Raw genomic sequence first — 1,061 nt, forward strand, 5'->3', positions numbered from 1 at the left:
GTGGGCGGCATGGCCTTCGCGCTGCTGGTGCTGCACCCGAGCCTGGGCGCGCTCGATCCGGCGCCACGGGTGGCGGTCGCGGGGGCGGCGTTCGGCCGGTTCTTCCGGCTGGTGTGGCACGCGATGCCGATCGTGCTGATCACCGGCTATGCGATCCTGTTCGGCGTCTATGGCGGGTTCGCCGGGGTCACCTGGCCGGTGCATGCGATGCACGGCCTCGGCCTGCTGATGGCGGCGCTGTTCATCTTCGTCGTCACCGGCCCGTATCGCCGGTTCCGCACGGCGGTGCAGCCGGCGAACGCGCTGCGCGCGGCGGCGACGGTGCGGCGCTTCGTGTGGATCAACCTCGTGCTCGGGCTGATCACGATCGTGCTGGCGTGCCTGGCCCGGGGGTGACGGCGGGGCCGGCGGCGGGGTTGAGGGCGAGGCGGACCTCCATTACGTCCTCCTCGCCGGGCATGCGGTGGACGCTGAAGCCGAGCCGGCGGACGAAGGCCAGCATCGGCGCGTTGTCCGCCAGCACCTGCCCCACGATCTCGGCGATGCCGCGCCTGCGCGCCCAGTCGAACAGCCGGCGCATCAGGTGGGAGGCGAGGCCGCGGCCCTTCATGTCGGGCTGCACGATCACCGCGAACTCCGCGCTGCGGCAATCCGCCTCGCACACGAGGCGGGCGACGCCCACCGTGTCGCCACCCTCCGCGTCGCCAGCCTGGGGCGGGCGCACGGCGACGAAGGCCATCTCGCGGTCGTAATCGACCTGCGTCAGCCGCACCATCATGTCGGCCGACAGCTCCCGCACGGCGGTGAAGAAACGATAGCGCACGTCCTCCGGCGAGAGGCGGGCGAAGAAGGCGCCGTGCGCCTCGGCGTCCTCCGGCCGGATCGGGCGGATCAGCAGCGGGGGACCGCCGGCCGGGGTCCAGGGCGCCTCCAGCTCGGCCGGATAGGGCGCGATCGCGAGGCGGCTGGCGCGGTCGCCGGCAGGGCGCAGCGTGACCGCCGCCTCCATCACCGCCACCCCCTGCCCGTCCGCCGCCATCTCCGCGATGTCGAGGACGGCG

2 protein-coding genes are annotated in these 1,061 nt (G+C 73.7%); one reads left to right on the forward strand and one right to left on the reverse strand.

The annotated features are described in order from the left end of the window. The coding region (locus tag B8460_RS09410) for a CopD family protein (protein WP_048861337.1) at window positions 1-396 on the forward strand (396 nt) is incomplete at its 5' end. Here B8460_RS09410 and B8460_RS09415 read toward each other — a convergent pair. Next, the coding region (locus B8460_RS09415) for a GNAT family N-acetyltransferase (RefSeq protein WP_048861338.1) at window positions 362-1,061 on the reverse strand (700 nt) is incomplete at its 5' end. The two genes, B8460_RS09410 and B8460_RS09415, sit on opposite strands and share 35 nt — an antisense overlap.

The sequence above is a fragment of the Acidisphaera rubrifaciens HS-AP3 genome, from assembly GCF_000964365.1.
Lineage (GTDB): Bacteria > Pseudomonadota > Alphaproteobacteria > Acetobacterales > Acetobacteraceae > Acidisphaera > Acidisphaera rubrifaciens.